This is a genomic window from Mucilaginibacter ginsenosidivorax (genome assembly GCF_007971525.1).
GTDB classification, from domain to species: Bacteria; Bacteroidota; Bacteroidia; order Sphingobacteriales; family Sphingobacteriaceae; genus Mucilaginibacter; species Mucilaginibacter ginsenosidivorax.
Genome location: NZ_CP042437.1, coordinates 4,198,187 through 4,219,912 on the forward strand (window position 1 = coordinate 4,198,187; position 21,726 = coordinate 4,219,912).

12 protein-coding genes are annotated in these 21,726 nt (G+C 44.3%); 4 read left to right on the plus strand and 8 right to left on the minus strand.

Translation table 11 applies throughout. The annotated features are described in order from the left end of the window. The first annotated feature begins 188 nt into the window (after positions 1–188). Positions 189–4,328 (plus strand): hybrid sensor histidine kinase/response regulator, encoded by a 4,140-nt coding sequence (locus tag FSB76_RS17625; protein WP_147055583.1) that lies wholly within the window; start codon positions 189–191, stop codon positions 4,326–4,328. Between the two features lie 5 nt (positions 4,329–4,333). On the opposite strand, the gene FSB76_RS17630 is transcribed toward FSB76_RS17625, so the two are convergent. From FSB76_RS17630 to FSB76_RS17650, 5 genes are all read right to left on the minus strand, one after another. Next, positions 4,334–4,627 carry a hypothetical protein gene (locus tag FSB76_RS17630; protein ID WP_147055585.1) on the minus strand — a complete coding sequence of 98 codons (294 nt, stop codon included), beginning with the start codon at positions 4,625–4,627 and terminating at the stop codon, positions 4,334–4,336. A 44-nt stretch (positions 4,628–4,671) separates the two neighbouring features. Next, entirely contained in the window at positions 4,672–5,742 is a 1,071-nt protein-coding gene (locus tag FSB76_RS17635; RefSeq protein WP_225976240.1) for a DNA polymerase beta superfamily protein, read from the minus strand. Then, a complete protein-coding gene (locus FSB76_RS17640; RefSeq protein ID WP_147055587.1) occupies positions 5,739–6,491 on the minus strand; it encodes a nucleotidyltransferase domain-containing protein in 753 nt (250 codons plus the stop codon). Before FSB76_RS17640 ends, FSB76_RS17635 begins: the two co-directional genes overlap by 4 nt. 341 nt (positions 6,492–6,832) lie before the next feature. Continuing rightward, complete coding sequence (locus FSB76_RS17645) at positions 6,833–9,394, minus strand: polynucleotide kinase-phosphatase (RefSeq protein ID WP_147055589.1); 2,562 nt, start codon at positions 9,392–9,394, stop codon at positions 6,833–6,835. Between the two features lie 300 nt (positions 9,395–9,694). Next, positions 9,695–11,107 carry a 3' terminal RNA ribose 2'-O-methyltransferase Hen1 gene (locus tag FSB76_RS17650; RefSeq protein ID WP_147055591.1) on the minus strand — a complete coding sequence of 471 codons (1,413 nt, stop codon included), beginning with the start codon at positions 11,105–11,107 and terminating at the stop codon, positions 9,695–9,697. A gap of 476 nt (positions 11,108–11,583) precedes the next feature. Between FSB76_RS17650 and FSB76_RS17655 the strand changes: the two genes are divergently transcribed. Continuing rightward, positions 11,584–12,741: a glycoside hydrolase family 130 protein gene (locus FSB76_RS17655; RefSeq protein WP_147055594.1), complete on the plus strand. Its 1,158-nt coding sequence runs from the start codon at positions 11,584–11,586 to the stop codon at positions 12,739–12,741. 965 nt (positions 12,742–13,706) lie between these two features. On the opposite strand, the gene FSB76_RS17660 is transcribed toward FSB76_RS17655, so the two are convergent. After that, positions 13,707–15,161 (minus strand): RtcB family protein, encoded by a 1,455-nt coding sequence (locus tag FSB76_RS17660; RefSeq protein WP_147055595.1) that lies wholly within the window; start codon positions 15,159–15,161, stop codon positions 13,707–13,709. Between the two features lie 131 nt (positions 15,162–15,292). On the opposite strand from FSB76_RS17660, the gene FSB76_RS17665 reads away from it, so the two are divergent. Next, positions 15,293–16,336, plus strand: coding sequence for a helix-turn-helix transcriptional regulator (locus FSB76_RS17665; RefSeq protein WP_147055597.1), 1,044 nt, complete (start codon positions 15,293–15,295; stop codon positions 16,334–16,336). A gap of 94 nt (positions 16,337–16,430) precedes the next feature. Here FSB76_RS17665 and FSB76_RS17670 read toward each other — a convergent pair whose 3' ends face one another. Then, positions 16,431–16,781: a DHCW motif cupin fold protein gene (locus FSB76_RS17670; RefSeq protein WP_147055599.1), complete on the minus strand. Its 351-nt coding sequence runs from the start codon at positions 16,779–16,781 to the stop codon at positions 16,431–16,433. Between the two features lie 150 nt (positions 16,782–16,931). Between FSB76_RS17670 and FSB76_RS17675 the strand changes: the two genes are divergently transcribed. Next, a complete protein-coding gene (locus FSB76_RS17675; RefSeq protein ID WP_147055601.1) occupies positions 16,932–21,170 on the plus strand; it encodes a hybrid sensor histidine kinase/response regulator in 4,239 nt (1,412 codons plus the stop codon). Positions 21,171–21,307: 137 nt separating this feature from the next. On the opposite strand, the gene FSB76_RS17680 is transcribed toward FSB76_RS17675, so the two are convergent. Further along, on the minus strand, positions 21,308–21,655 hold the full coding sequence (locus FSB76_RS17680) for a TfoX/Sxy family protein (RefSeq protein WP_147055604.1): 348 nt from the start codon (positions 21,653–21,655) through the stop codon (positions 21,308–21,310). Positions 21,656–21,726: the final 71 nt, after the last annotated feature.

Below are 21,726 nucleotides of genomic sequence, written 5' to 3' on the forward strand. Positions count from 1 at the left end.
CCATGATTTTTTCTTTAGCCGAAATTTTTAGCGGGGAATTACTTAAATGGCTTGTAAATTAAATAATTAGCAAGTTAAATAAACGGTGTTATATTACATTATATGAAACTATTCGGCTTAAATCCCGTATGAGTATACGCCAAACTAACTTAAAATGACGCTGCAATAAAAAGTATTAACACAACAAAATGAGTCGAATATTTCTTTTTATTTCGTGTTTATACCAACTTTTTGCCGGATCGTCCTATTCGCAAACACCCGCCCTTAAATTTAAACAGCTTAGTACAAACCAGGGTCTTTCCCAAAGCCACGTGACAGCCATTATTAAAGATAGCCGTGGCTTTATGTGGTTTGGGACCGAAGACGGCCTTAACAAATACGATGGCTATAAATTTACCCATTATAAGCACGATCAGAATAACAAGACAACAATTATAGATAATTATGTACAATCAATAACGGAAGATAGTTCCCATAATTTATGGGTTGGGACCGAAAGCGGGCTTGATAGATTTGACCGGGCTACAAATACATTTATCCATTACTCCAATCAAACAACTTTTGCTGTCATGTCTGTTTTTTTGGATAGTAAAAAAAGGATGTGGCTGGGTACCAGTAAGGGCTTATATCTGTTTAATACTACAAATGGTTCATTTAAAAAATTTACACATGCAGATAAAAGCACAAACAATGTAATTAGCGATTTTATATACAAAGTTACCGAAGATAATAATGGCTGGCTATGGATAGCAACGGACGACGGGCTTTACCATTTTAATCCCCAAAACGGTAAGTTTATTGGTTATTTTCATGATGCGGCAAACAATACCAGTTTAGGCGCCAGCTGGATAAAAGCAGTTTATAAAGATAGCAAGGGCAATATTTGGGTAGGTACACACGGCGGCGGGCTTGCGTTATATAACCCCGCCAGCAACTCATTTATAAATTTTAAACACGATCCCAATAATAGTAACAGTATTTGCCATAACGATATCCTTTCGATGCTGGAAACTGACGGGAAGCTATGGATAGGAACCGAAAATGGCGGCATAAGTGTGCTGGACTATCGGGCAAATAAATTTGTTTGTTACAAATTTGATGCAAATGATCCTTACAGCCTAAGCAGTAACTCTGTTTATTGTTTGTATAAGGATGATACAGGAAATACCTGGATAGGCACATATTCGGGTGGTGTCGATTTTTTACCGGCGTTGGGCAATAAGTTCAGTTCATATAGTCAAAATCCAAACAATCCAAATAGTTTGAGCAATAACTATGTGCTGGGTATATCCGGAGACGATAGCGACGAAAACATATGGATCGGCACCGATGGGGGTGGTTTGAATTTATTTAACCGGAAAAAAAAGACCTTTGTGCATTATCTGCATAACGATAATAACAGTAATACCATAAGTAATAATTACCCTATGGTTATTGTGCCAATAAATAAAGATATTATCAGTATTGGTTACCACATTGGCGGATTTGACTTGTTTGATAAAAGAAAGGGAACTTTTATCCATCACCTGCCGCAGGCAAATAATCCACGCAGCCTTTCCCTTTCTGATGTCAATATTATGTGTAAAGACAATGAAGGCAACATATGGGTAGGTACCTGGAAAGGAGGGCTAAATTACTATAATGTAAAAACCGGCCTGTTTACACGGTACAGGAATAACCCGCAGGATAATAACAGTATAAGCAGCGATATTATTACCGCCCTGTTTCAGGATAGGCAAGGTAATATGTGGATAGGTACCGATAATGGGCTGGATATATTAAACCCGAAAACCGGCAGTATTACCCATTACAGGCACGATGAGGGAAACAAGCATAGCCTATCAAACAACACTATTGATGTAATAAAAGAGGCTGATAATGGTGATGTATGGATTGGCACCAACAGCGGACTTGACCTTTTTAATAGGCACAACCAAACTTTTACGATATATACCGAAAGGGAAGGTCTGCCCAACAACATGATCCGTGCGATTTTAAAAGATGGTAGAGGCAACTTCTGGATAAGCACCAACAAAGGAATTTCCCGGTTTAATCCTCAAACCCAAACCGTCAGAAACTACGGCATTTCTGATGGGTTGCAGGGCGATGAGTTTAAAAGCCACTCCTGTTTTCAAACTGCCGACGGGGAAATGTTTTTTGGAGGCGTAAACGGATTCAGTACTTTTTATCCGGATAGCTTAAAAGATAATGACTTTATTCCTCCGGTTTATGTTACCGGGTTGCAAATTTTTAACAAGCAGGTAAGCACCGCCGATAAAAATTCGGTGCTTCAAAAAGATATCAGCGAAACAAGCTCCATAAACCTTTCCTATAAACACTCGGTACTTACTTTTGAGTTTGCAGCTCTGAATTATACCATTCCCGAAAAAAACCAATACGCCTATAAGCTGGAAAATTTTGATAAAGACTGGAACTATGTTGGCAATAAGCGAACCGCCACTTATACTAACCTTGATCCGGGTACATATACATTCAGGGTTAAAGCATCAAATAACGATGGTAAATGGAACAACAAAGGCACGGCTATCACTATTTATATTGCGCCTCCATTTTGGCTCACCTGGTGGTTTAAGCTAATTGTAGCTTTAACTTTTATTATAAGCGGTCCGGCATTTTATGTTATCCGTACGCGTGCCATATTAAATCAAAAAGCCGAGCTTGAGCGCCAGGTAAAAGAACGTACCGAGCAGCTGGCACGGGCAATAGAAGTAGAGAAAAAATTGGCGCTTGAAGCCGAAGAAGCTAACCGCGCCAAAAGTATATTTTTGGCTACCATGAGCCACGAGATCCGCACGCCTATGAATGGGGTAATCGGGATGGCTTCTTTACTTGCCGAAACGCCTTTAAATGAAGAACAGCTAACCTTTACCGAATCTATACAAACCTGTGGCGAAGACCTGCTGGCAGTTATCAACGATATTTTAGATTTTTCTAAAATAGAATCGGGCAACATGGAGCTGGAAGAAAAGGATTTTAGCCTGCGTACCTGTATTGAAGAAGTTTTTGATGTTTTTGCCCTAAAGGCGGCTCATCTAAAACTCGACCTGGTTTACCAGATTGACTATGACGTACCGGCGCAAATTATTGGGGATAGTTTAAGGCTTAGGCAAATCCTGATCAACCTGATAAGTAACGCTATCAAGTTTACCAAAAAAGGTGAAATTTATGTGGCTGTACATTTGCTCAGTACGTCAGAAGATAATCACATCGAATTAAGCTTTGATATAAAAGATACTGGCATTGGTATTTCTGCCGATAAGCTGCACCGGCTATTTAAAGCGTTTTCGCAGGTTGATTCATCAACAACCCGTCAGTATGGTGGTACCGGGCTTGGCCTGGTTATAAGCGAGCAGCTGGTGAAGCTAATGGGCGGTAAAATTAGTGTGGAGAGTGAAATTGACAAAGGAAGTACTTTCAGGTTTAATATTCATACACAAAGGAGTTTACTGCAAGATGCCGTGCAAATAAACCAAAGTATGATTGGTTTTGAAAAAAGCGCGATTTTGATTGTTGATGATAACGATACCAATTGCCGGATTTTAAAAGGCCAGCTGGAGCAGTGGCAGCTAAGCCCGGTGGTGGCCAATTCGGGCGAGCAGGCCCTTGATATTTTATCGCAACAGCACGATTTTAAACTGGTTATTACAGATATGCAAATGCCGTTTATGGATGGGATTGAGCTGGCCAATTTAATACGGGCTAAATATCCCGATTTACCAATAATGCTTTTAAGCTCGATAAGTTATATTTTCCATAAGGATAACCCCGGCCTTTTTTGTGCGATATTAACCAAACCTGCCAAGCAAAATAATTTATACAAGCATATTATAAAAGAGCTTGCCAGGCATGTAAACGCACCCGGCAACGAGCAGGTGCCAGCCGATGCTGCCAAACATAAACTGCCTGATAATTTCTCGGAAAGGTACCCATTGCATATTCTGGTTGCTGAAGATAACCAGATGAACCAAAAATTAATTATGAAGGTTTTGAGTAAACTGGGATATGAAGCCGAATTGGCTGCCGATGGATTGGAAGCCCTGGAGTTGGTTAATAAAAAAACATTCGACGTGATTTTGATGGACGTACAAATGCCCAAAATGGACGGCCTGGAAGCCACGCGAATAATAAAAAAACGTTTCCCCGAGCGTCCTTTTATTATTGCGATGACAGCCAATGCACTGCAAACCGATTTGCAAATTTGTATGGATGCAGGTATGGACGATTATATAAGCAAGCCATTTAAACTGGACGACCTGGTGAACAAGCTGGAAAAATGGGCGTTAAAAGGTAGCGTGCGCATAAGTTAGGCGGGTTAGTCGCCTTCCGTTAAAAATCCCTGATCAACGATTTTAAACTTTGTTATAGTTTCAGACAGGATTTTTCTTTTGTTCGAAGCTGATTCTTTCATGCTTTCGGTCATAAAAGAAACAAGCATATCCACATGGCTCCGGTAAATTCTGCTTTTGCCATAAGCATCTATATACAGGCCTGTTTTTTCCCTGAGGTGCAAAAAAACAAATTCAATTTCAGCAAAATTATCCTGGCTGATTTCAAATAATATCTTTTTTTTATTCGTGTCCAATAAGTCATAAAAATCTATAGCCATATTTTTGAATTCGCTATAAGCGGCTGTTTATTTTTTTATTAAAGTCAGCCTTTATAAAAAGCCTCTCTTATCTGCACTAAAAGCAATTCGGTTTTATCCATATCCGGCCTTTCGGGCAGGGTTGATGTTTCATAGGCCGCTTTTACGCTTTCCATTTTTCCTTCCACCATTTTCATCAGTTCGTCAAACTCAAATTCGCCGTTGCGGATCCTGAGTAAAAAATCACGGTCGTTGCGTTGTACTATTACCTGTTGAGATACAGCTATTTCTTCGGCCATGTTGAGCAACCTGAAGGTGTGCATCATATTTTTGGCATCGTAGCTTTTGCCATGCGACAGCGTACTTTGGTACCGCAAATCGTTCCGTTTATCTTCCCACGCCTGGTACTCCTTATATTCCCGGCAGTAAATGGAATAGCTATCTTTATTAAAATTCATCACTGCCAGGTTTTCAATTCCCTTGGGTACCTGGCTTAGCTGTACATCATCAGCCCCGGCCCCAGAGATGAGCCCTTTTAACCGGCCTTCTGTCAGCTGGTTTTGATGGTATAATAAATACACATTCCTGAAATGGTCCAGGCTAACAAGGCCGCATTGCTCCTGGGTGTAGTGGTTTCCCCCCAGCCACTCCTTTAACGGGATACTGCCGCTATTGTGTATCACATAGCAAAAATCCAATACCGATTTACGTTCGCTATCCATCGGCCGGTTTATCTTTTTGTTGAGGCCCCGCGCCTTTTTTATTTGTGTTTGCGCATAGCCTGCAAAGGTATCCATGCACAGTTTTGATAAAAAATCGGCAGGTTTTACCAAATCCATCAGCGGATGGCGGTACAATACATGCCCGGCCGGGGTGTTTAGCAACTCCAGGATATTGGGGTTGTTTTTAACCAGCAGATCAAGAAACCGGCCTATCTCAAAATAAACCTCGTCATTGGTGGCATTGGCTATCTGTTCCTGCCGCTCAAAGCCATACAGTTGTTTTTGCGGCATCATGAAAATGCCCTTTTTGTCCACGTCCGATCCGGCCACGTTCAGGTTATAAGCGGTGCTGCCGCTTACACAATCCAGCAGGATCAACTCTTTACGTAATTTTAATTCCTTGTAGTCCATCATTGTATATACCTCCTGAACACCTCATTTAACGGCTGCGCCGGTTGCTGTTCTGATGTAAATTGTTGTAGCTGCGCTTTGCAGCTATTCAGGGTATCAGCCAGCCATTCGTTTAACAGATCAACCGACTTTATCATCGCCTTTTCATCGGCCATTTGTTTTTTTGCCAATAACCCGTTTATTGCGGCCTGTATTTTGTTATCGGTCAACAATACCCGTAGCTTTTCAAATTCCATTGGCGGTACGGTTTGTTTCTCCACTATCCAACGGCAGGCAAGCGCCGGGCGCAACGCGTAAAAATATCGTTTAAGTTTTACCTCTTCGCCCTGCAAATCATCCCGAAGGGTGTTATGCGCCATAGATAAATAGTGGTTTCCGGCAGATCGTAAAGAAAAATAGCCCGGCATCAAACTGCGCAACTCATCAGCAAAAGCATCATCCTGCCGGTATACTATGGGCGATTGCAGCCACTCGTACAAGGGCGCGTTTGATTTCATGAACAGCTTTAAAGTTTTCTTTAAATCCCAGCCGCCTATATCCAATACCTCGTTAACCGGCAGGCCAACAACATCGGGCATTTCAATAATGCTCAAATAATCGTTGGCAGGGCGGGAGTAGATAAACCGCACATCAAAATCACTATCGGGCGAGGCAAAGCCCCAGGCCCTGCTGCCCGATTCGCAGGCGTACAATATCTTTATATTTTCAGACTGCTCCAGTTCGAGCAGTTTTTGGAGGATGGTTTGTTTCATGTTAAAATATTAAAAAAAATGTAGAGACGCATAATTGCGTCTCCCGCATGCAAATCACCCACGCAAATCAACCTTATAATGACGTGTTTATAAGTTGTTGACTGTCAATATCGAATATTTGTCATTGCGAGGTACGAAGCAATTCCCGACATGCTAAGTTCCACATAGTTCGGGATTGCTTCGTACCTCGCAATGACGGTAGTTTAGGACATATAATTTAACTATATTTCGTTGCACGTCATAACATTTTTTTTAAGGTGCTATCTGATGGTTACTCACAATTGGACCCACAAATCTTACACCTAAACGCGGGAGACGCAATTATGCGTCTCTACAAAAAATTACAATCTCGGGTCAACCGGCTCGCTTTCCATGGCCAGTACGCCGAACACGCACTGGTGTACACGCCTTAACGGTTCCTTATCAGTAAAACGCTGTAACCCTTCAACGCCAAGTAAAAACTCGCGTAAGGCCAGGCCTCTTTTGGCGTTTAGCCCCCGTGATTTTAGTCGCTCTATATTTTCGGGCGCGGTATATTCCGGGCCGTAAATAATTCGCAGGTACTCCCTGCCCCGTATTTTAATGGCGGGCTGTATCAGTCCCTTTTTATCTTTTTCGATAAAATGATAGGGCTTAACTACCATGCCCTCGCCGCCTTTAGCTGTCAATGCTAACCACCATTCTGTAGCTTCGTTTATGCTGGCAGCATCATTCAGGTTTACAACCTTATAAGGCGTTGCCAGCAATATGGCCGGGTCATGCGAACAGATCTTCGCAATCTGCTCCATATGCCACTCGTGGTTTTCGTCCGTCCATAGTTTCCCTTCGGATGCCATGATGTGGAAGGGCGCCAGCTTGTAATCGTCCAAACTGTTTACCGGCCAGCAATAGCGCTGGTAAGCAGCTGTAAACTTTGCTGCCTCCTGTTGCCTTTCACTGTATTCGACCAAAAGTGTTTCGCCATTGGCATCTCTGGCGGCCAGTTGCTTTAAAGCGTCGGTTACTTCGGCTAAAGCATGAGTGGCGGCCGTACCCACAGCGGCATACTGTGTTTGCAATAAAGCTTGCGCTTTGGCGCTCCATGGCATCAGTTCGGTATCCAGGCAAACCCAATCGGTATCAAAACGCTCGTAAAATCCCGAATTGATCAACGCCTCATTCAGCCTGCCAAGCAAGGCCTGCTCGGTATTTTTATCATTAAAAAATGCCCTGCCGGTGCGGGTATAAATGGTGCCAATACCCTCATTGCTGATGCCAAAAGCCTTGCTAATGGCGGCCTCGTTTTTACCCACAATAACTACCGCCCTTGACCCCATATGTTTTTCCTGGCAAACTACCCGGCCAATTTCTGCCGCCTGGTAATAATCAAACGCCTCGGTCGGGAACTCCAGGTAATCATCCAGTATACTGGTTTTGCCTGGACTCATGGTTGGCGGCAAATAAATGAGCCATTTTGGGTTAATGGCAAAGCGGCTCATCACTTCCAAAGCCGCAATGGCATTCTCTTCCCTGATGGTGATATTGTTGCCCAACCGGGTTTCTACAATTTGTTTTCCCGTAAAATCGGCAATATCCAGTACCTGGTCGTTTTCCTGTTGCAGGGTTAAGCTATCTATTGATGGCTTAACATAGTTTAAAGGCTTTGCCGGTTCGCAGTAAACCTCCTTCGCTTTTACAGCAACCAGTTCCCGTTCGGGGTAGCGTAACGCTGTAAGTGATCCGCCAAATACGCAGCCGGTATCAATATCGATGGTATTGTTTAACCACTGCGCCTGCGGTACCGGCGTGTGGCCATAAACTACCATAGCCTTGCCGGTGTATTCGGCAGCCCAGTTAAGCCTTACGGGTAAACCAAATTCATCTATCTCGCCCGTTGTATCGCCATATAAACAAAACTCGCGCACCGCGCCGGATCCGCGCCCCTGCATGCTTTCCTTTAGTCCCGCATGGGCAACCACCAGTTTGCCATCGTCAAATACATAATGGCTTACTAAGTCATCAATGAATTTGCTTACCTGGTTCTTAAATTCAGGCGTTTCGCCCGCTAATTGCTCAATTGATTTTTCCAGGCCGTGCTTAGACTGTACGTTTTTACCATTAAGCCAGCGCATTAGTTTTATATCATGGTTACCCGGTACACAATATGCCGTACCGGCGGCTGTCATCGCCATTACCAATTTTAACACTTCGGGCGTTTTAGGCCCGCGGTCAACAAGGTCGCCTGCAAATACGGCTTTTCTGCCTTCGGGATGCGCCCAGGTTTCTGCATTGTTTACATAGCCTAATTTGCCCAACAGGGTTACCAGTTCGTCATAGCATCCATGTATATCGCCTATAATATCCAACGGGCCGTTTTCGTGCTTTTTGTTATTATACAATGGGTCGCGGACGATGCCGGTTATGGCATCCACCTCCTCTGGCGACCGTAATTCGATGATATTGCGAAAACCTTCATACTTCAGCTTTTTAAAACTGCGCTTTAACTGCGAGATATGCTGCGGGATAACATGAGCGCCAAAATTACGGTCGGGCCGCAAGGCGTTCCTGGTGGCGCAAACTTTTTCGGGCATATTCAGGATGATGGCCACCGGAAGGCAATGGTACTCTTTGGCCAGTTTTACCCAGTCGCGGCGTGCTTCTTCCTGTACGTTGGTCGCGTCTATCACGGTAAGCAAGCCGTTTTTTAAACGCAAGCCGGTAATGTACCTTGCCAGGGCAAAAGCATCTGCCGATGCAGCCTGGTTATTTTCATCATCGCTCACCATGCCACGGCAGGTATCCGACGATATAATTTCCGTTGGTTTAAAAAGCTTCCGGGCAAAACTCGATTTTCCCGAGCCTGTTGCACCTATCAGCACCACTAAAGCCAATTCGGGTATTTTTATATTTTTATCTCTTGACATTTCTTCTTTTGTTTAATTCCTCTCCCGTCATACTTAAGCGAATTATGCACGGGGTGTTTCGGTTCAAATAATCATAGGCTTTGAACGCTGGCCACGACTCACCCCGGCTACGCTGCGCTGGCCGACCCTCTCTCCGGCTGAAGCCGCAAAGAGGGTGAAATCCATTTTTTATTTTTCTTTTTTCGCCCCTCTATGCGACGCAGTCGGAGAGAGGGGAAGACGGGCGCAGCCTCGTCGGGGTGAGTCGTCGCCGCCATGCGATATACGTTATTCCCCCTTCAGAATTTCGCCAAATGCGGGCTATAACCCACTTTCCTCTTGCTTAAATATCGCCATCTGGCTTAACGCACCTACCTCGGGATCAACCTCGCCAATGGGTTTAAATGATACGGCGTAGCCAAACTGTATGGCCACCCGGTTTGCCCATGCTTCAAATTCGGGCCTTGTCCATTCAAAACGGTGATCGTTATGGCGCATTTTGCCGGCCTCATGATCGGCAAAGCGTACATTGTATTCGGCGTTGGGTGTGGTTACTACTAAAACTTCTGGTTTGGCATATTCAAATACCGATATTTCCAGCGCGGTTAACCGATGCTCGTCCAGGTGTTCAATTACCTCTACCAGGGCAGCGCCGTCAAAACCTTGCAGTCGTTTATCGCGATAGGTTAATGATCCCTGTATTAGCTGTACCCTTTGTAACTGCCTTTCGGTCATCCGGTCCATCTTCAGCCTTTCTTTAGCAATTTCCAGCGAGCGGTAGCTTACATCCATCCCCAAAACAAATTCAAATTGCTTTTCGGCTAATAACAGTTTGATCAGTCGGCCCTCGCCACAACCCAAATCAACCACTCGTTTGGCGCCGGCAGATAGTAATTCATCTTTGGCAGCCAGTAAACGCAGGTCATGGATGCGCAACTGTGGCTCTTCCGCATCATTTATTCCGGGACTTTCCATTTCAGCAGTATCGGCGTCAACCTGGTCTTTACTCAGTAAAACATCCAGCGTTTGGTTGGCTAATGACCGCTGGCCTTTCATATAACGGCGAACGATGAGTTCCCTTGCGGGATGTGTTTCCAGCCAGCCTTTGCCTTTGGCCAGTAATTTTTCTATCTCTTCCTGGTTTACCCAATAGTGCTTATCATTATCACATACCGGGATTAACACATACAGGTGCGATAGCAATTGCTGCAAGGTTACCTGGTGGCTTAACTCCACGGTAAAATACCGGCTATTGCCCCAATCAGGGTAAGTTGTATCCAGCGGATGTTGTACCGCATTAATGGCGTATCCCAAAGGTTCAAAAAGCGCTTTTAATATTACCTCGCCTCCTTTAACAGGCAATACGGCCAGCTTTGCGGTAAAGGGCATGGCTGTATCAACCAGTTCGGGCTTGTCTTTACAGCGGCCGTTAAGGGCTGATGAATAAGCCTTGGCTATGGCTGCGCTCATGAACGAACTGGCTACATAAGGCCTGTCGTTCACATATTGCTCCAGTGCAAAATCATTCCCTTTAGGGCCTGCGCTGCGTACCAGCCCAACAGGATCTATATCAAGCAGCAGAGCGGCAGTACATTTTTGCGCGCTTAGCTCCGGGTAAAATATATGGGCCTTGCCCGAAGAAATATCAACAGACTGGATCTTCGCCGGATGCTTATGCAGCAAAAAGCTCAGATCATCGGCCGGGAAATGGGTAGTGGATATAGTGAGTAACATAAATTGATAGCTGCGCTTAATGTATAATTATTTATTGATGTTTTGTAACAGGAAACAAAGTAAGGAGGGTAGTGCGCAGCCTTTTTGCGTAGTGAGAGACAAAGGTTGTGAAATATGATTTCCTTGGGTAGATGAATGGCGTTTTAGTATGGCGGCGAAGACTCACCCGCCCAACGCTGCGCTGGGGCACCCTCTCTCTTCTGCTGCGCAGGAAAGAGGGGCTTGAAAGTTGAACGTTGTTTTATTACTTTCTCAGGGGGAAAATAAATAATAAATTTTCAAGCCCCTCTTTCCAACCGCAGGTTGAAGAGAGGGTGGCGGGCGCAGCCTCGCCGGGTGAGTCTTAGTCGGCGTTCAAAGCCGATGCCTCAATAAAACTATACATATCAGGATTATCCAATAGCTACCCCCCTCAAACATTTAATTTTTATTCCGCCATAATACCACGTACTATTGTAAACCAATATAATCCGTTTATGAAACCAATTTTTAAAATAGCCGGGACTTTTGCGTTATTCCTGTTAAGCCGGGCATGTTTTGGGCAGGCCGCAGCCAATGTGCTGCCCGACTGGGCTTTTGGCGGTTTTGCGCGCCCGGCAAAGTTGAACCCTATTATATCGCCCGATACCAGCCTCACATTTATCGACCCGATGAGTAAAAAGCCGGTGGCCTGGGAGGCTAACGATACTTTTAACCCTGGCGCGGCGGTAAAAAATGGCAAGGTGGTGATTTTATACCGGGCCGAAGATAAGTTTGGTATTGGCATTGGTTTCCGTACATCACGGCTGGGATATGCCGAAAGCAGCGATGGTTTGCATTTTACAAGGCGAAAAGCCCCCGTGCTTTACCCGGCCAACGATAGCGCCAAACCCTATGAATGGCCGGGGGGCTGTGAAGACCCGCGTGTGGCCGTTACCGCTGGCGGCATATACGTTGTGTTTTATACCGAATGGAACCGTAAACTGCCCCGCCTGGGCGTAGCAACATCAGCCGACCTTATCCACTGGAAAAAGCATGGGCCCATTTTTGAAACGGCTTACCATGGTAAGTTTTTTAACATCGCCAGCAAATCGGCATCGATACTTACCAAAGTGGTGAATGGCAAACAGGTGATCATCAAAATAAACGGAAAATACTGGCTGTATTGGGGCGAGCAGCATGTGTATGCAGCAACATCAACCAATCTGGTTGACTGGGCGCCCGTGGTAGATAAAAACATGGAATTAAAACAACTGATATCGCCACGCCCCGGCTATTTTGACAGCGACCTTACCGAGTGCGGCCCGCCCGCGTTGATGACCGATAAGGGAATCATATTGTTTTACAACGGCAAAAACAAACCAGGCGAAGGCCGTGATACCAGGTTTAACCCCAATTCGTACTGCGCTGGGCAGGCTTTGTTTGATAGTAAGGACCCGGCGAAGAACATCACCCGGCTTGATCTGCCTTTTTTGCGGCCGATGGAACCCTTCGAAAAAAGCGGGCAGTATGTTAACGGAACGGTGTTTATTGAGGGGATGGTTTACTTTAAAAAGAAATGGTACCTGTACTATGGCTGCGCCGATTCGCGGGTAGGGGTGGCGGTTTATGACCCGGCCAATCCGGCTAAGCCCGATCCGGTTGGGGGGAATTAGTGCTAAGTTTTAAGTTCTAAGTCGAAAGTCTTTTAATATTTTTTGATGTAGAACTTGAGGATTTCGATGAAAGACTATCCCGGCGAAATCACGACTAAACTTTTTATCTCAATAATGATTTTTTAATGCTGAGGTAGGTAACCCCTACGGGGCATAAAAGAAATTTAGATAGATATTGCTACAAATTGGTAGCCTCTACGAGGCAGGCACCTGTCCAGGTATTTTGCCATTATGCCTCGTAGAGGCTACATATTTGTAGACAAATTGTAAAATGTGTTTTATGCCCCGTAGGGGTTACCTTTCTACATCAATTTTTAAAAGCGATTGTCCTGAAGACTATTCGTTTAATAATGTTAAAGTGTATAATCAAAAGTTAAGTTAATTCTTTTCTGACTTAGAACTTAAGGCTTTAGACTTAAGACTAAAAATTTAAGGGCGCATACTTTTTAAGCACGCAAGTGTGCACCCTTAAACACACAGGCCAAGGGACGGCCTGCCTGCGCAAAGAGGTCGTTATAAAATTCTCTCTAAAACGATAACGGTCCGTGGCTGCTGCCGAACGGAAATTTATTAACCCGCCCATGCGAATGATCACAACGCGTATGATCGCGATACATTTTGGGGTTAAAACTTTGGCAGGGTACTGATTCAGATTTTGTAGCTTCCGCCTTCTCGGGCTGATTAACTACAGTGACATTTTTCTTCATGACGACTTCTCCTGTATATTTGGTTTATTTGAAATTGGTAGTATGAAGTTAAGCACAAAATCGCTCATTTACAATAGGGTTAGGAAGAAAAAAATAGTATTAAATAATATGGCTTGCCTGGGGAAAAAAGCTAATTCAATCCAATACTTCGGCAGTTGATGGGATAGGTTTCATCATAAATAAAATTAGCGCTGGCCCGTGAAACGAACCAACGCAGGTTTAGGTATTAATTTTGTTAATAATCGTATAAAATATGCCTCAATCCTCTGGCTTTTCCCTTGCATCGGCCATCCTCACAATTCTCGGCTCAAATTTGGCCAGCACCTCAACAAGGTCGCTTTGAGCGGCCATTACGGTGTGGATATCCTTGTAGGCCATCGGGGCTTCGTCCATATCGCTCCCCATCAGCGTGATGCGTTTATCAACCAGGTTGGCGGCAATGGCTGCTTTATCCAATGCTTTAAAAGCGGCGCTCCGGCTCATTAACCGGCCCGCACCGTGCGATGCCGAGTTGATGCTGGCCGCATCGCCTTTGCCACGTACCACAAAGCCTGGCGTACTCATCGATCCGGGGATGATACCCAACACACCTTCGCCTGCCGGGGTTGCCCCTTTACGGTGTACCATTACTTCGGTACCATCGGCCAGCTTTTCTTTCCAGGCAAAATTATGGTGGTTTTCAATCATCATAACCGGTTGCCGGTTAAGCGCACGGGCTATTTTGTTATGTATCTCGTGGTGATTGGCACTGGCATACTCGCCGGCTAGGTTCATGGCAATCCAGTACTCCTGTCCCTCATCCTTATCCAGATCCAGCCAGGCCAGGTGTTTGGCTTCGGCCGGCAGCCTGGTTTTGTTCATGGCTATTTTAGAGTAATGATTGGCCACGCTACCCCCAAAGCCCCGCGAACCGGAGTGCGACAACAAAGCCAGGTAATTACCGGCGGGTATCCCGTTCAAAACACCATCGGCAATGCTTAGTTCGCCCCACTCCACAAAATGGTTACCTGTTCCGCTGGTACCCAACTGCGCATAAGCCTTGTTTTTTAACGAACGGATCACCCTGGTTTCGCCCCAGGTATTGCTATCGAACAATGAGCTATCAAAATGCGATTTTGTAGTACATCCCATGCCAAAAAAAGTATGGTCGCCCAGCATGGTTTTCAGTTTATCCGTTTCGGTATCTATCATTTGCGCGGGCAAATCAAAAATGCTCAGGCACATTCGGCAGGCAATATCCACGCCCACCGCGAAGGGTATAATGGTATTGGCTGTTGTAGCCAGCACACCGCCAATAGGCAGGCCATAGCCCTGATGGGCATCGGGCATTAAAGCGCCTGCAACAGCAACCGGCAACTGCACAGCCGAACGCATTTGGGCCATTGCGCCTGCATGAATATGCTCCGCTCCCCAAACCGGGAAATCGATAGTTTCCTTTTTTAGCTTAAACTCGTTCTGTAGCTGTTTTAAAAAACGCCCCTCTTTACGCAAAGCGATAACATTTTCGGCAAGGTTTTTAAACTTGCCATCGTTGTTAAACAGGTAGGGTGCCGGGTTGTTAATTAAAGCTTCCAGGTTGGCCAGTATATCCGGTTTGTTCATTACCTCGTTTTTCAATAAGCCCGATGCCACGCGGCCAAAGCTTACCAATATATCCACGTCATTAATACCCAGGTCCTTTAAGTCGTTGTTGCTGATCTTTTCTTTTTCCATGACCATTATTATCTTTTTGATGATACAAAATAAAACAGCCACTGCGCAGTCTTTTTGCGCAGTAAAAAAATAAATCATAAATTCATCCAAAATAAATCCGACATCGAAAATCCGAATTCCGAAATCAAAACATGCCTGTAAACCGCAATGCCCTTATCCGCTACCGTACTATCGACAATTGCCTTCAAAACCGCTATAAAAAATGGACGCTTGACGATTTGATTGATGCCTGCTCAGATGCTTTATACGAATTTGAAGGTATTGATAAAGGCGTAAGCCGCCGCTCGGTACAGGCCGATATCGAGATGATGCGCAGTAATAAGCTGGGCTATGAGGCGCCAATTATAGTGGTAGATAAAAAGTACTACACCTATGCCGATAAAAATTACAGCATTACCAACAGCCCCATCAATCAGCAGGATTTAAAAGTTTTGAGCGAGGTATCAAGCCTGCTAAAACAATTTAAAGGCTTTAACCACTTTACCGACCTCAACGAAATGGTGAGCAAGCTGGAAGATAAAATATATTCCCAAAAAACGCACAGCACGCCGGTTATCGATTTTGAAAAGAACGATAACCTGAAGGGACTGGAATATATCGAGGTTATTCGTAAAGCCATCGTAGCTAAAAAAACCATGTGCATTACTTATCAATCATTCAAAGCACGCGAGGCCAGCACCTTTTGTTTTAGCGGGTACCTGTTGAAAGAATATCGCAACCGTTGGTTTGTATTGGGCATGCCACATAAAAGAAACGCCCAGATGCTAAACCTGGCGCTCGACAGGATTCAAACCATAGAAGAGCATGCCGATGAATACCGCGAAAATAAATCGATAGATTTTGGCACTTATTATAATGATGTTATCGGCGTAACCAAATCACCGGGACAGCGCGATACGCAGGTGGTATTTTGGATTGACGATGCCAACGCGCCTTACGTAATTACCAAGCCCCTGCACCACACCCAAAAAGTAGTTAGCGAGGAGAACGGCGGCAAAGTTTTTACCATCCGCGTGATCATGAATTTTGAACTGGAGCGCGAACTGCTGGGCTTCGGGCCAAAAATAAAAGTATTGGGGCCCAGGATTTTGGTTAAACAGATGAAAATGTTATTGCAAAAATCGCTGAACAGGTATGATACTCCATCGGCTATTGATGACGGGGCCGATGGCTAAGTTTATTTTAACCCCGTTCACTTTTTTAATATCACGCAAACGTTTGATAGGGCGTAGTTTAGCTTCTGTTTTGTTCATTGCGCTATCTGTATCCTCACAAATCGCTGTTCCTCAAAAAATCGCCATCAATAATTAACAGCTTTACATCTTCCCGGGCCGAAGAGCGATGCGAGCTCAGATCATCAGATACTACATAGGTCATGCCTTTTTTAAGGGTAATTTTTTCGCCGTTTTGCTGTTCCGTAACAAATGAGCCTTCCAGGCAGTGTACAATGTGGCCTTTCTGGCACCAGTGATCGGCCAGGTACAAATCTTTGTACTCCACAATTCTTATCCTTAAGCCGGGAAATTGTACTGTTTGCCAAAATGCAGTTCCAGACTCGCCCTGGTGTACCGTTTTTTCAACGGCGGCCCAATCAAGGGTTGTAAACGGGATGTTGCTCATATAGTCATATTTTATAGTCCAAAACTATTATTTTGTTTGATGAATTGTCATCTGTTAATAAAGTGTTAACTTTCAATAAAAAAGGCCGTATAAATAGCTATCGGCTAAAAGTGCGCACCCTAACTCCTGTTTTCACTTTGTTAATTAATAATGAATGGCATAAAAAAATTTCTGATAGTTTTATTTACGGCCTTAACTACGTCATTATTCGGGCAAATCCGGCAAATTCATTTTGAGCACCTTGGCTCGGCAAAGGGTCTGTCCGAAATTAACCCTAACTGCATTATACAGGATAGCCGCGGTTTTATTTGGATAGGAACCGGCGATGGCCTTAACCGATACGATGGTTATAAATTTAAAGTTTATCGCAACGAACCTACCGACGTAACTACCATCAGTGGTAATTACGTTGCTGATATTGCCGAAGACGAAAATGGCAATCTGTGGATAGCCACATCCGAAGGGCTGAATAAATTCGACCGAAAGACAGATCGCTTCAGCCATTATAGCCATAGCGATAAAAACAGTAAGAGTATCCCCGAGGATAATATCAGCAAAATAGTGCTGGCCGGCAACGGAAAATTATGGTTGGGCACGTCAACCAAAGGCCTTAGCCTTTTTGATATAAAAACCGGGTTGTGTACCAATTTTAAAAATGAAAAAAATAAAGCCAACAGTTTAAGCAGCAACCAGGTAACCGCGCTGCATAAAGACCAGTTTGGTAACCTGTGGGTAGGTACTTTTGACCAGGGCCTTAACCTATACCGGCCGCAAACGCATGATTTTATCCGTTTTAAACACAATGATAAAGATGCAGGCTCCATATCGGCTAACCGTATAACCTGCATTTTGCGCGACAGGGACAAACGCCTGTGGGTAGGTACTTTTGAGCATGGCCTGAATTTGTTTAACGATACCAATAAAACCTTTCGTCATTTTGTAAATAACCCAGGTAACGATAATTCACTATCAAACAACAGCATTCAAAGCCTGGCCGAGGGGGTAAGCCGCACCATTTGGATTGGTACCGAAAACGGGGGGATCAGTATTTTTAGCTACTCCAAAAACAAATTCAACAACTATATACACGACGATGTAGACAATACCAGCCTTACCGGTAACTCGGTTGATGTGATCACTAAAGATAACCTTGGCAACATGTGGGTAGGGGTATTTGGCGGCGGCGTTAATATGTTTAAAAGGAGCACAGCCCGCTTTTCGCATTTTAAACATACCTCGTCGCCCAAAAGCTTATCAAATGATTTTGTGCTGTGTTTAACGGAAGACAGCAACCAAAATATCTGGATTGGCACTGATGGGGGAGGCCTCAACTTGTTGGACCGGAAGGCCGGGGTGTTCACCTCGTATCAATACAAAAAAAATGATGATACCAGTATTGGAGGCAACTATGTACTGGATGTAAAACAGGATGCCCATAAAAACCTGTGGATAGCCACCTGGACCGAGGGCTTGAGCGTGATGGACCCTGTCACCAAAAAATTCCGGCGATATAAGCATAACCCGGCCGATTCTACAAGTTTGGGCGGTAATGATGTATATGCGCTAACCATTGATCAGGATAATAAAATATGGGCGGGCACCTTTGGTGGGGGCGTAAGTGTATATCAACCGGCAACCAACAGTTTTATCACCTATAAAAATAACCCCAAAGATATACACAGTTTGAGCAGCGATATAGTCAACTCCATTTTTTGCGATAGAGAAGGCCGTATTTGGGTAGGTACTAACGATGCCGGGCTAAACCTTTATAATAAAAAAACAAACTCCTTTACCCGTTTTAAACACCAAAAGGGTAAAAACAGCATCAGCAACAATACGGTGGTTGATATTTTTGAAGACCATACCGGCAAGTTATGGTTATGCACATTCGGTGGGCTGGACGTATTTGAGCCTAAAACCGGCATTTTTAAAACTTTTACGGCAAAAGAGGGCATGCCAACAGCCTTCACCTACGCTACCCGCGAGGACAACAGGAACGATTTGTGGATTACCACCAGCAAGGGATTAATGCTGTATGATCCGGTAAAAAAAACATTCAGGAATTTTTCTGTTGAAGATGGTTTGCAAAGCGATGTGTTTAAACCACACTCGGCATTGAAGGATTACGAGGGCAATATTTATTTTGGCGGCTTAAACGGCTTTAACCGCTTTAATCCCGAAATGCTGAAAGTAGCACAGCATGAGTCGCCTTTAAGGCTTACTGATTTTGAATTATTCAATAAGTCGGTGCCGGTTAGCAGGGGCGTAAATGATCCGTCGCCGTTAAAACAGGAAATTTCCGAAACCAAATCCATCACCCTGAATTATGATCAATCTATCATTTCTTTCGAATTTGTTTCGTTAAGTTTTGCTTCAACTGATAAACAGGACTATGCCTACATTTTAGAAAATTTTGATGAGGCCTGGAACGATGTAGGGAGCAAAAACACAGCTGTTTATACCAATGTGCCGCCAGGTAATTATGTGTTTAGGGTTAAGTGCCGCAACAATTCAGGCGGATGGTCGTCAAAACCTTTAAGTGTTGAAGTTATCATTGTTCCGCCATTTTGGGATACCTGGTGGTTTAAAATATTGATTGCTTTGCTCATTTGCGGTTTAACCTGGGCCTTGTACCGCTACCGGTTAAATAGTATCATTAAACAAAAGCAAAAACTGGAACACGAGGTTAAAGAGCGTACCGCCGAAGTACTACAGCAATCAGAGGAGTTAAAAGCACAGTCTGAAAACCTGCAGGCTTTAAATGAAGAATTACAGGTACAATCGGAAGAGCTGATGGACCAGCGGCAGCAGGAACAACTGGCCCGGCAGGAGGCCGACCGTGCCAACCAGGCCAAAAGCGTTTTCCTGGCCACTATGAGCCATGAAATCCGTACACCGATGAACGGGGTGATAGGTATGGCATCGCTGCTGATGGAAACCGAACTGAACGACGAACAAAGGGAGTTTACAGAAACCATTGTAACCTGCGGCGATAACTTAATTAACGTGATTAACGATATCCTCGATTTCTCGAAAATAGAATCGGGCAGTATGGAACTGGAGCAGGATGATTTTGACCTGCGGCAAAGCGTAGAAGAAGTGATGGATATTTTTGCCAAACGTACTGCCGAACGTAACATTGATTTAATTTACCAGATAGATTACGCTTTGCCTGTACAAATTGTAGGTGACAGCCTGCGCGTTAAACAGGTGTTGATAAACCTGGTAAACAATGCCATCAAGTTTACCCCAAAGGGCGAGGTATTTGTAGATATTTTTTTGGTTAACGATTTGGGGAACGATGCGTTGGAGATAGGTTTCAGCGTAAAGGATACCGGTATAGGCATACCCGATCATAAAATTGCGAGCCTGTTCCAGGCATTTTCGCAGGTTGATTCATCAACAACACGCAAATATGGTGGCACAGGTTTAGGCCTTATCATCAGCGAAAGGCTGGTAACATTAATGGGCGGACAAATTGCCGTATCAAGTATGTATGGGCAAGGCTCGGTGTTTAAATTCAGTATCAAGGCAAGCCGCAGTAAGGTGCCCTCAAAATACCACCTTTACCCATCAAGCCTGGCCAATGTAGAAGGGAAAAAGGTGCTGTTGGTTGATGATAACGAGACCAACCTGCTCATTCTCAAAAATCAGCTGCAGCAATGGAAACTGGCGCCTGTGTTGGCCACATCGGTAAAACAAGCATTAGAGATATTGAAACACCACCAGGCCATATCGCTGATAATAACAGATATGCAAATGCCTGATGCCGATGGCGTAAGCCTTGCCAGGGAGGTGAGTCGATTTGAAACCCCGATGCCCGTTATTATGCTGAGTTCGATAGGCGACGAAACCCGCAAAAAGTTTCCGAAGCTTTTCTCATCCATATTAACCAAACCTGTTAAGCAAAATAATTTATGGAAAAGCATTAATGCCGCCCTTACCAACCAGAAAGATGAACCACAGGTTAAAGGCGCACAGCGGTTTTTATTGCAAACCAGCTTTGCCCAGGAACATCCGTTGCAAATATTGGTGGCCGAAGACAACCTGATAAACCAAAAGCTGGTGGAGCGGGTATTGTTTAAACTGGGTTATAATATTGATATGGTAAGCAATGGCTACGAAGTATTGGAAAAAATAACCGAAAAACAGTACGATGTATTGCTGATGGATATCCAGATGCCCGAGCTTGACGGCCTGGAAACAACCAAATTTATTCGTAACCAGGCTATAAAACAGCCATACATTGCCGCCATGACGGCCAATGCCATGCCCGAAGACAAGGAAGCGTGCTTAAGTATAGGCATGAATGATTACATAGCCAAACCAATGCGTATTGATGAACTGATTGAGTTGCTGAAGCGGGCCGATAAGGCGGGGGTAGAATAAGAGTAAAAAAGATTTCCCGCGGTTGTGGGTAATTACAAAAAACTGTTTCTCGTTACTTTAGCAAGCAATATGCATCTTGGAAAGATGACCGTGAAGACACATTCGCCTGGGGAGAAAAAACTTTCGCCTTTCACCCTTCATTTGTTCCCGCGTTTTTTAGATGCCTTAGCTAACTTATTAAACTCCAAAGCCAATTCCATCCAATGGCTAAACTTTTTGTTGGCGCTAATGTCGTTGCCATCAACCCAAACGTAGTCCTTCATTACGCGGCTGCCGTTTATCATCTGGCGGCAATCGCCTTTTTCTAATTCTACAGCTGCCTGGTTTTGGCCAATGCGGAAAAGCAGGCCGGTATCGCGCACACAAACGCACATTTTATCATCAACCATAAAGCACAACCCCTGGAACATTTTTATCTCGTCAACTTTGGACTGTTCGCTTAATGCTTCGCGTACGCGGTTGGTTAATTGTTCGTCGTAAGCCATGTGGTGTTAAGTTAATAGTACTAAGTCTTGAGTCAAAAGTCAATTTATTCTTTTTTGCTGAGAGCTTAAGG

What these genes read in the sequence shown, in the direction of transcription:
- FSB76_RS17625 (WP_147055583.1), top strand. Translation starts at nt 189, where the DNA reads ATGAGTCGAATATTTCTTTTTATTTCGTGTTTATACCAACTTTTTGCC.
- FSB76_RS17630 (WP_147055585.1), bottom strand. Translation starts at nt 4,627, where the DNA reads ATGGCTATAGATTTTTATGACTTATTGGACACGAATAAAAAAAAGATA.
- FSB76_RS17635 (WP_225976240.1), bottom strand. Translation starts at nt 5,742, where the DNA reads ATGATGGACTACAAGGAATTAAAATTACGTAAAGAGTTGATCCTGCTG.
- FSB76_RS17640 (WP_147055587.1), bottom strand. Translation starts at nt 6,491, where the DNA reads ATGAAACAAACCATCCTCCAAAAACTGCTCGAACTGGAGCAGTCTGAA.
- FSB76_RS17645 (WP_147055589.1), bottom strand. Translation starts at nt 9,394, where the DNA reads ATGTCAAGAGATAAAAATATAAAAATACCCGAATTGGCTTTAGTGGTG.
- FSB76_RS17650 (WP_147055591.1), bottom strand. Translation starts at nt 11,107, where the DNA reads ATGTTACTCACTATATCCACTACCCATTTCCCGGCCGATGATCTGAGC.
- FSB76_RS17655 (WP_147055594.1), top strand. Translation starts at nt 11,584, where the DNA reads ATGAAACCAATTTTTAAAATAGCCGGGACTTTTGCGTTATTCCTGTTA.
- FSB76_RS17660 (WP_147055595.1), bottom strand. Translation starts at nt 15,161, where the DNA reads ATGGAAAAAGAAAAGATCAGCAACAACGACTTAAAGGACCTGGGTATT.
- FSB76_RS17665 (WP_147055597.1), top strand. Translation starts at nt 15,293, where the DNA reads ATGCCTGTAAACCGCAATGCCCTTATCCGCTACCGTACTATCGACAAT.
- FSB76_RS17670 (WP_147055599.1), bottom strand. Translation starts at nt 16,781, where the DNA reads ATGAGCAACATCCCGTTTACAACCCTTGATTGGGCCGCCGTTGAAAAA.
- FSB76_RS17675 (WP_147055601.1), top strand. Translation starts at nt 16,932, where the DNA reads ATGAATGGCATAAAAAAATTTCTGATAGTTTTATTTACGGCCTTAACT.
- FSB76_RS17680 (WP_147055604.1), bottom strand. Translation starts at nt 21,655, where the DNA reads ATGGCTTACGACGAACAATTAACCAACCGCGTACGCGAAGCATTAAGC.